Source organism: Streptomyces sp. NPDC057474 (assembly GCF_042802555.1).
GTDB lineage: Bacteria > Actinomycetota > Actinomycetes > Streptomycetales > Streptomycetaceae > Streptomyces.
In genome coordinates this window covers 21,874-30,416 of sequence record NZ_JBHVDX010000067.1, presented here as the reverse complement: position 1 = coordinate 30,416, position 8,543 = coordinate 21,874, and the positions used below count along the sequence as shown (strand labels likewise).

The window sequence follows — 8,543 nt, the reverse complement described above, 5'->3', positions numbered from 1 at the left end:
AGGGGGACCACCGGTGAGCATTCGGCCTGGCCCCAAGGGGCACCACCGATGAGCACCCGACCCGCCCCAAGGGGGACCACCGGTGAGCATTCGGCCTGGCCCCAAGGGGCACCACCGATGAGCACCCGACCCGCCCCAAGGGGGACCACCGGTGAGCATTCGGCCCGGACTCAAGGGGAACCACTGATGAGCATTCGGCCCGGACTCAAGGGAGACCACCGATGAGCACCCGAATCGGCCTCAAGGAGAACCACCGATGAGCACCCGACCCAACCGGCTCGTCGTCCTCGACATCGTCGGCCTCACCCCCAAGCTGCTTCGGCACATGCCCGCCGTGGCCGCCCTCGGCGAGCGCGGCTTCAGGGCCCGGCTCGACCCCGTACTGCCCGCCGTGACCTGCACGGTCCAGTCCACGTTCCTCACCGGCGAACCGCCCTCCGGGCACGGCGCGGTGGGCAACGGCTGGTACTTCCGGGACCTCGGCGAGGTGCTGCTGTGGCGCCAGCACAACGCGCTCGTCGGCGGCGAGAAGATCTGGGAGACCGCCCGCAGGTCCGACCCCGACTACAAGGTCGCCAACATCTGCTGGTGGTACGCGATGGGCGCGGACGTCGACCTCACCGTCACCCCACGCCCGGTCTACTACTCCGACGGCCGCAAGGAACCCGACTGCTCCACCTGGCCGCCGTCCCTGCACGACGAACTCACGGACCGGCTGGGCCCGTTCCCCCTGTTCACCTACTGGGGGCCCAACGCGGGAATGCCCTCCACGCAGTGGATCCTCGGCGCCGCGCGCCAGGTCTTCGACGAGCACGACCCGGACCTCACCCTCGTCTACATCCCCCAACTCGACTACGAGCCCCAGCGGTCCGGCCCCGACTCGCCCGCCACGATCCAGGCCGCCCGCCGACTCGACGACGCCCTGCGCCCGTTGATCGACCACTTCCTGAGCGAGGGCGCCACGGTGGTCGCGCTCAGCGAGTACGGCATCACCCCCGTCTCCCGCCCCGTGGACATCAACCGGGCCCTGCGCAGGGCCGGTCTGCTCCAGGTGCACACCCAGGACGGCATGGAGTACCTCGACCCCTGGACCTCACGGGCTTTCGCCGTCGCCGACCATCAGATCGCCCACGTGTACGTACGGGACCCGGCCGACACGGCAGAGGTCGCCAAAATCCTCGCCGAACTCGACGGCGTGGAACAGGTGTTGGACGCCGAGGGCAAGGCGGCCCACGGCCTGGACCACGAACGCTCCGGCGAACTGATCGCGGTCGCCGACCCCGATGCCTGGTTCACGTACTACTACTGGCTCGACGACGAACGCGCCCCCGACTTCGCCCGTCAGGTGGAGATCCACCGCAAGCCCGGCTACGACCCCGCCGAGCTGCTCTACGACGAGACCGTCCCCGCGGTGAAGCTCCGCGCCATCGGCCAGGTCGCCCGCAAGAAGCTGGGCTTCCGCTACCGCATCAGCACGGTGCCGCTGAACCCAGCCGGCGTCAGCGGCAGCCACGGCCGCCTTCCCTCCGACCCCGACGACGGGCCCGTACTGCTGTGCTCCACAAGCGAGTTGACCCGTGAGGCGTACGCCGCCACCGAGATCAAGTCGCTGCTGCTGGGGCTCGCGGGACTGGACGACGAAAGGCGACCCGCATGACGACCCACCCTCCCCTTCCCACGCTGCGCCCGCTGCTCGACCCCTCGCCCGAGTACGCCAAGTGGCGTGCCGAGGAGCCGATCCGGCGGGTGACGGTCTGGGGCGACAACAGCCCCTGGCTGGTCACCCGGCACGAGGATGCCCGCGCGGTCCTCGCCGACCCGCGCTTCAGCGCCGACTCGACCCGCGACGGCTTCCCCGGCTTCCGGCCGCAGTCGCCACCGCGCGCGCCGGGCCAGTTCTTCATGATGGACCCACCCGACCACACACGCCTGCGCCGCGTCCTGATCCCCGACTTCACCTTCCGCCGCATCGAGCGACTGAGACCGGCGATCGCCCGGATCTGCGGCGAGCTGCTCGATGCGATGACGGGGGAGGCCGACGCGGTGGCGGGGGCCGGCACGGCGACGACGTCCCCTGTCACGCAAGCCGACCTGGTCGAGGCGTACGCCCTGCCGCTGCCCTCCCTCGTCATCTGCGAGCTGCTCGGCGTGCCGTACGAGGACCACGACTTCTTCCAGCGGCAGGCGAGGTCGTTCAGCAGTCTCGCGTCCGGACCGGAGGAGATGCTTGCCGCCCGCAAGGCCCTCCACACGTACTTGGGGGAACTGCTCGCCCGGCGGACCCGGGAGCCCGCCGACGATCTCATCTCGCGTCTCGCGCGGGACCGGGTGGCGACCGGCGAGGTGAGCGCGCCGGAGGCCGTCGGCATCGCCTCGCTGCTGCTGGTGGCGGGCCACGAGACGACCGCGAACATGTTCCCGCTCGCGGTCGTGGCCCTGCTGCGCCACCCTGGACAACTCGCCGCCCTGCGCGCGGACCCCGGCCTGTGGCCCGCCGCGGTCGAGGAGTTGCTGCGCCATCTGACCGTCGCGCACTCGGGGCTGCGGCGGATGGCCACCGAGGACGTGGAGGTCGCGGGCGTCCGCATCCGCGCGGGCGAGGGCGTGATCGTGGCGGTCCAGGCAGCCAACCGCGACTCCTCCGCCTTCGCCGACCCCGACACACTGGACGTCCGCCGCGACACCACCGGCCATCTGGCCTTCGGCCATGGCCTGCACCAGTGCATCGGCCAGTCCCTCGCCCGCGCGGAACTCCAGGTCGGCCTGCCCGCCCTCTTCGACCGTCTGCCGGGCCTGCGCCTGATCGCACCGCCGGAGAACTCGGCGCTGACGATGAGCACGATCCACGGGGTGCGGTCGTTGCCGGTGAGTTGGTAGTCCGACGTGGCCGCAGCACCGGCCGACAAGGGCCCGTTATATGGCGGGCCGACGAGCCCCGTCGGCTGATATCGAGGCGGGCATGACCACCATCACCCTCGTCCGGGGCGACATCACCCAGCAGTCCGTCGACGCCATCGTCAACGCCGCGAACTCCTCCCTCCTCGGCGGGGGAGGAGTGGACGGCGCGATCCACCGGCGCGGCGGCCCCGCCATCCTGGCCGACTGCCGCAAGCTCCGCGCCGCGCACTACGGCAAGGGCCTCCCGACAGGTCAGGCCGTCGCCACCACGGCGGGCGAACTGGACGCGCGCTGGGTGATCCACACAGTCGGCCCGGTCCACAGCCAGAGCCTCGACCGCTCAGCCCTCCTCGCCTCCTGCTACCGCGAATCCCTCCGCGTGGCCGACGAGTTGGGGGCACGCACGGTCGCCTTCCCCGCCGGCATCTACGGCTGGCCGATGGAAGACGCAGCCCGCATCGCCGTGGAGACCGTACGCACGACGGAGACTTCGGTCGAGGAGGTCAGGTTCGTCCTCTTCGACGACGAGGCGTACGAGGCGTTCGCCCTACAGAGCCGCTGAGCCCTGAGCGGAGCCGAAAGCCGGGCGCTGGTTCCTCCAGGCGGACGGCGAGCCGGGAAAAGGTTCGGCAACGAGACGCTCCGCATCACGCCCGAGGGCGAAGTATCGATCAGGCTCCCGGCCCCGCTCGCCGACCTGGCGAACGCCAAGCACGGCCGGTACGTACTCGCTGCGAAGGTGCGGTTCCCTCACCGGGGGCAGGAGCGGGCCGACCGCGTGATGGCCAACCGGGCCGTGGCCTACCGCATCCACTACGACACGAGGCTCGGGCGCTGGTACGTGGACGCCTCTTGGCAGATCCCACCCACCAAGACCATCCCACTCAAAACCGCCCTCGCCGATGGCGTGATCGGCGTGGACACCAATGCCGACCACCTCGCCGCATGGTGCCTGGACACTCACGGCAACCCGATCGGCCAGCCGCGCCGGTTCTTCTACGACCTGTCCGGCAACGCCCAGCACCGCGACGCCCAGGTACGACACTCCCTCACACGGCTGCCGAACTGGGCCAAGAGCTGCGGCGTCAAGGCCATCGCGGTCGAAGCCCTCGACTTCCAGGCCGAGAAGACCAGAGAGAAGCACGGGCGCAAGCGCCGATTCCGGCAGCTCATCTCCGGCATGCCGACCGGCAAGCTCCGCGCCCGGCTGGCCTCCATGGCCGACGCCACAGGTATCGCGATCATCGCCGTGGACCCGGCCTGCACCAGTAAGTGGGGCGCCCAGCACTGGCAGAAGCCGATGGCCGGCCCCACCCGTAAGACCACCCGGCACGATGCGGCGAGCATCGCGATCGGACGACGCGCCCAGGGGCACCCGATCCGGCGACGGACGACACCGCCCCGTGTACACCGGAGCGATGTGCACGGGCATCGGACCGTCCAGGCCGACTGGCGTGCCCCTGGGCGTAAGGGACCCCGCCCCCGCATCCCCGGACCACGGACACGATCCGTGCCGCCGGACGCGGTGAGTACGCGGGCGACCAGGACATCCGAAACCGTTCGGGGTGTCCGCGGTGACCAGGTATGGGTCCAAGACTCACTCCTGACGAGCCGCGCTACGTGCGGCGCCGGTATCTGTCGGCGGAGGCCGCCCGCGCCATCGCAGTCCGAGAACGTGACCGCGCGGGTGTTGCCCTGCAGGACCTCCAGGTAGACGTCTTGGCCGGGGTGCGCGGTGGCGGACCAGGCCAGGGCATGCTCGAGAAGCCGACTGCCCAGCCCGCGCCCGGTGTCGCCGGGACGGGCATGCAGGTTGTCGAGCAGGACCCGGCCGTCCGGCTGCGGCTCGAGGTAGATGAAGCCGAGCAGCGCGCTGGTCTCCATGGCCAGGAACAGTGCCGCGCCCGGGACAGGATCGGTCAGCCGCGCCCGCCATACCTGTTGGCGTTCGGCGAGCAGCGGGCCGTCCAGGTACTGCGCAGGGAACAGCGTCACGTAGGCCCTTCGCCAGCTGGCCGTGTGCAGCTCGGCGACGGCATCGGCATCGGTCGCCACGGCGGTTGTGATCTCCATGGCCGCATTCTCGCGGCCGACTCGGTTTGACGTCTGTGAACTGAGGCACGCTCTCCCCACTCGCTCACTCACGCAGCCACAGCCGCAGTCACCCGGCTGAGCGATCGCGACGTGATGCGCGATCGCTGGTACCCCAGCCTGAACATGCGAACGGCCGTGCGGGACGATCATGATTGTGACGTCAGGATGGACCCGCACGGCCTTGAGCCATCGCATCTGCACCGGTATCCCGCGCCGCCGCCTGGGCAAGCTGATCGCCGAGCTCGCCGAGCCGTGGACAGCCCGCGAGGAGTCCCGGCTCCGCAAACGCCGAGGCCGTGAACGGCAGCGCGCCGCTGGAGCTGGCCCGGGCCACGAACTGGTCTTCACCGATCGCGTGGTCGTCACGTTGGTCATCCTGCGCTTCCAACTCCCGCACGACGCCCTCGCCCTGTTCTACGGAGTGGACCGCTCCACGATCACCCGCGCCGTTCACGAGGTCCGCCCCCTGCTCGCCGCCCGCGGCTTCGCCGTCCCCGGCCGGCCCGACCTACGCCTGCGCACCCTGTCCGATGTCTTCGCCTACGCAGCTTCCCAGGGCGTGGAACTGCGCATCGACGGCACCGAGGTGAGGGTGCGTCGGCCCCGGGCGAACAAGCCCGGCCGCCGAGCATTCGTCTCCGGCAAGATGAAGCAGAACACCAAGAAGGCCACCGTGATCAGCGATAGCATGGGCCGCACCTTGTGGACCGGCGCCTTCCGGCCCGGCCGTATGCATGATCAAACTGCGCTCAAGACTGAGGGCATCTGCAGCCTGTTCGAACAGTACCCGCAGGTGAAGGCCAAGGTCGACGCGGGCTGCCGGGGACTGGCCAAGCAGTTCCCCGATCAAGTCGAAGCCACACCGCTCAAGCCGAAGAAGGATGCCCCGCCTGAAGAGGCCGCCGCCCGGGAGAAGGCGCGCAAGAAGCAGTCCTCCGCGCGAATCTGTGTCGAGCATGCCAACGCCGAGCACAAGCGGTGGCGACCCCTCCAGCGCTACATCGGGCGCCGCGGGTACTACGACGAGACCCACCAGGCGATCGCCGGACTGGTCTCCGACCGCGCAGCCCTGCGGTAACCACCCACCAGCCGCACTCCCAGGCCACCAGGCCCCGACCTCAATCGCGCACTACGTCGTTAGTCCTCGTCCGGTGCGTCGCTGAGCCCCAGCCGCAAGTGTTCGACGTGGTAGACGGCCTGGTCCAGCAGCTCGGCGACATGGTGGTCGTGCAGCGCGTACACCACCGAACGGCCCCGCCGCTCGCCCACGACCAGGCCGAGGTTGCGCAGCAGACGCAGTTGATGGGAGCAGGCGGACTGTTCCATCCCGACCTCGGCGGCCAACTCGGTCGCCGGGAGCGGGCCTTCGCGCAGTCGGGCGAGGATCAGCAGGCGGGACGGGGTGGAGAGGGCCTGGAGGGTGGTGGCCACCTTGGCGACGTTGGCCGCGTCCAGGCGCACACGAGGGGTGGCGTCCTGCGCTGAGGTGACGGTTCCATGACCCATGGCGAGCATCTTACCCACCGCACATGAAGGCATGAATGAGTCTTCATGTATTCCTGTATGGTGGGCCGCGTGTCTGCCACCTTCGCCCCCTCACCGGTCCGCCGTACGTCCACGCCGACGGCTCCCCGCCGCCGTACCCGGGTCCTCGCCCTGCCCGAGGCCCGCTGGGCGCTGGCGTCGACCGTCGCCTTCCTGCTCGCGTTCCCGCTGGACCTCGCCGGGGCCTCCGCCTGGCTGTACGGCCCGCTCTATGTGATCGCGTACGCGGCCGGCGGCTGGGAGCCCGCCCTCGAAGGGCTGCGGGCGCTGCGCGGGAAGAGCCTCGACGTCGACCTGCTGATGATCGTCGCGGCGCTCGGCGCGGCCGCGATCGGCCAGGTCCTCGACGGCGCCCTGCTGATCGTCATCTTCGCCACCTCCGGCGCTCTCGAGGCCCTGGCCACCGCCCGGACCGCGGACTCCGTACGGGGCCTGCTCGACCTCGCGCCCACCACGGCCACCCGGCTGTCGGCAGACGGCTTCGCCGAGGAGACCGTGCCGACCGATCAACTCGCCGTCGGTGACGTGGTGTTGGTCCGCCCCGGCGAGCGTATCGGTGCCGACGGGCAGGTCCTGGAGGGGGAGAGCGAGGCCGACCAGGCCACCATCACCGGCGAACCGCTGCCCGTCCCCAAGGCCCCGGGCGACGAGGTCTTCGCGGGCACCCTCAACGGCACGGGCGCGCTGCGTGTCCGCGTCGAACGCGACCCGGCCGACTCCGTGATCGCCCGCATCGTGAGCCTCGTCGAGGAGGCCTCCCGCACCAAGGCGCCGACCCAGCTGTTCATCGAGAAGGTCGAACAGCGGTACGCCGTCGGCGTCGTCGTCGCCACCCTCGCCGTCTTCGGCATCCCGCTGGCCTTCGGCGAGGACCTCACGGCCGCTCTGCTCCGCGCCATGACCTTCATGATCGTGGCCTCGCCCTGCGCGGTCGTCCTCGCCACCATGCCGCCGCTGCTCTCCGCCATCGCCAACGCCGGCCGCCACGGTGTCCTCGTGAAGTCCGCCGTCGCCATGGAGCGGCTGGGCGAGATCGATGTCGCAGCCCTCGACAAGACCGGCACGCTCACGGAGGGCACACCCGAGGTCACGGCCGTACGGCCGCTGCCGGGCTCCGGGCTCGACGAGGACGGGCTGCTGGCGCTGGCCGCGGCCGCCGAGCATCCCAGTGAACATCCGCTGGCCCGCGCGGTCGTGGCCGCGGCCGGGGTGCGGGGGTTGCGGGTGGCCGCCGCCGAGGACTTCGTGGCCACCCCCGGGCGGGGGGTGCGGGCGACCGTCGAAGGGCGCGTGGTGACTGTGGGGCGGCCGGGGGAAAGCCGGGGCGTCGCCGACGGTGGGATCGCCGGCAGTGGGGATTTCGAGGGGACGACTGTCTTCGTCTCGCGGGACGGGGTCGCCGTCGGGGCGCTCACCCTGGCCGACCGTCTGCGGCAGGACGCGCCCGCCGCGGTGGCCGCGCTCTCCGCCGTGACCGGTGCGTCTCCGGTCCTGCTGACCGGGGACAACGCGCGTGCCGCCGCCCAGGTGGCAGCGGACACCGGGATCGCCGATGTGCGGGCCGGGCTGCTGCCCGAGGGCAAGGTGGAGGCCGTACGGGAGCTCCAGGACGGGGGCCGCAAGGTGCTGTTCGTGGGGGACGGGGTCAATGACGCGCCCGCGCTCGCCGCCGCGCACGCCGGTGTGGCGATGGGGCGGGCCGGGTCCGATCTCGCGCTGGAGACCGCGGACGCGGTGGTGGTGCGGGACGAGCTCGGCGCGATTCCCTCGGTGGTGCGGTTGTCGCGGGCGGCTCGGCGGTTGGTGGTGCAGAACCTGGTGATCGCGGGGGTCTGCATCGCCGTGCTGGTGGTGTGGGATCTGGTGGGGCATCTGCCGTTGCCGCTGGGGGTGGCCGGGCATGAGGGGTCCACGGTGGTGGTGGGGCTCAATGGGCTGCGGTTGTTGCGGGAGTCCGCATGGCGTAAGGCTGCGGGGGTTAGGGGCGCCTGAGGGGGAGGGGGCGT

The 8,543-nt window shown here is 71.1% G+C and carries 6 protein-coding genes and 2 pseudogenes; 6 read left to right on the top strand and 2 right to left on the bottom strand.

Features of this window, described 5'->3' with window-relative positions; all coding sequences use genetic code 11:
- The first annotated feature begins 256 nt into the window (after window positions 1–256).
- The 4 genes and pseudogenes from ACFU53_RS20415 to ACFU53_RS20400 all read left to right on the top strand — a co-directional run.
- The gene (locus tag ACFU53_RS20415) at window positions 257–1,657 is read left to right on the top strand and encodes an alkaline phosphatase family protein (RefSeq protein ID WP_383994028.1); all 1,401 of its coding nucleotides are present in this window, start codon (window positions 257–259) and stop codon (window positions 1,655–1,657) included.
- Window positions 1,654–2,877 (top strand): cytochrome P450, encoded by a 1,224-nt coding sequence (locus tag ACFU53_RS20410; protein ID WP_383994025.1) that lies wholly within the window; start codon window positions 1,654–1,656, stop codon window positions 2,875–2,877. The genes ACFU53_RS20415 and ACFU53_RS20410 overlap by 4 nt, the downstream gene beginning before the upstream one ends.
- 82 nt (window positions 2,878–2,959) lie before the next feature.
- Window positions 2,960–3,460, top strand: a complete 501-nt coding sequence (locus tag ACFU53_RS20405; protein WP_383994022.1) for an O-acetyl-ADP-ribose deacetylase — start codon at window positions 2,960–2,962, stop codon at window positions 3,458–3,460.
- A 16-nt stretch (window positions 3,461–3,476) separates the two neighbouring features.
- Window positions 3,477–4,513: pseudogene (locus tag ACFU53_RS20400) on the top strand (IS200/IS605 family accessory protein TnpB-related protein); the annotation flags it as partial.
- A 119-nt stretch (window positions 4,514–4,632) separates the two neighbouring features.
- Here the strand turns inward: ACFU53_RS20400 and ACFU53_RS20395 are convergent.
- Window positions 4,633–4,971 (bottom strand): annotated as a pseudogene (locus ACFU53_RS20395) (GNAT family N-acetyltransferase); the annotation flags it as partial.
- A gap of 169 nt (window positions 4,972–5,140) precedes the next feature.
- Here ACFU53_RS20395 and ACFU53_RS20390 point away from each other — a divergent pair.
- Window positions 5,141–6,070 (top strand): transposase family protein, encoded by a 930-nt coding sequence (locus ACFU53_RS20390; RefSeq protein WP_383994019.1) that lies wholly within the window; start codon window positions 5,141–5,143, stop codon window positions 6,068–6,070.
- A gap of 59 nt (window positions 6,071–6,129) precedes the next feature.
- On the opposite strand, the gene ACFU53_RS20385 is transcribed toward ACFU53_RS20390, so the two are convergent.
- Window positions 6,130–6,498, bottom strand: coding sequence for an ArsR/SmtB family transcription factor (locus ACFU53_RS20385; RefSeq protein ID WP_383994016.1), 369 nt, complete (start codon window positions 6,496–6,498; stop codon window positions 6,130–6,132).
- A gap of 57 nt (window positions 6,499–6,555) precedes the next feature.
- On the opposite strand from ACFU53_RS20385, the gene ACFU53_RS20380 reads away from it, so the two are divergent.
- Entirely contained in the window at window positions 6,556–8,529 is a 1,974-nt protein-coding gene (locus ACFU53_RS20380) for a heavy metal translocating P-type ATPase (RefSeq protein ID WP_383994063.1), read from the top strand.
- Window positions 8,530–8,543: the final 14 nt, after the last annotated feature.

What these genes read in the sequence shown, in the direction of transcription:
- ACFU53_RS20415 (WP_383994028.1), top strand. Translation starts at nt 257, where the DNA reads ATGAGCACCCGACCCAACCGGCTCGTCGTCCTCGACATCGTCGGCCTC.
- ACFU53_RS20410 (WP_383994025.1), top strand. Translation starts at nt 1,654, where the DNA reads ATGACGACCCACCCTCCCCTTCCCACGCTGCGCCCGCTGCTCGACCCC.
- ACFU53_RS20405 (WP_383994022.1), top strand. Translation starts at nt 2,960, where the DNA reads ATGACCACCATCACCCTCGTCCGGGGCGACATCACCCAGCAGTCCGTC.
- ACFU53_RS20390 (WP_383994019.1), top strand. Translation starts at nt 5,141, where the DNA reads ATGATTGTGACGTCAGGATGGACCCGCACGGCCTTGAGCCATCGCATC.
- ACFU53_RS20385 (WP_383994016.1), bottom strand. Translation starts at nt 6,498, where the DNA reads ATGGGTCATGGAACCGTCACCTCAGCGCAGGACGCCACCCCTCGTGTG.
- ACFU53_RS20380 (WP_383994063.1), top strand. Translation starts at nt 6,556, where the DNA reads ATGGTGGGCCGCGTGTCTGCCACCTTCGCCCCCTCACCGGTCCGCCGT.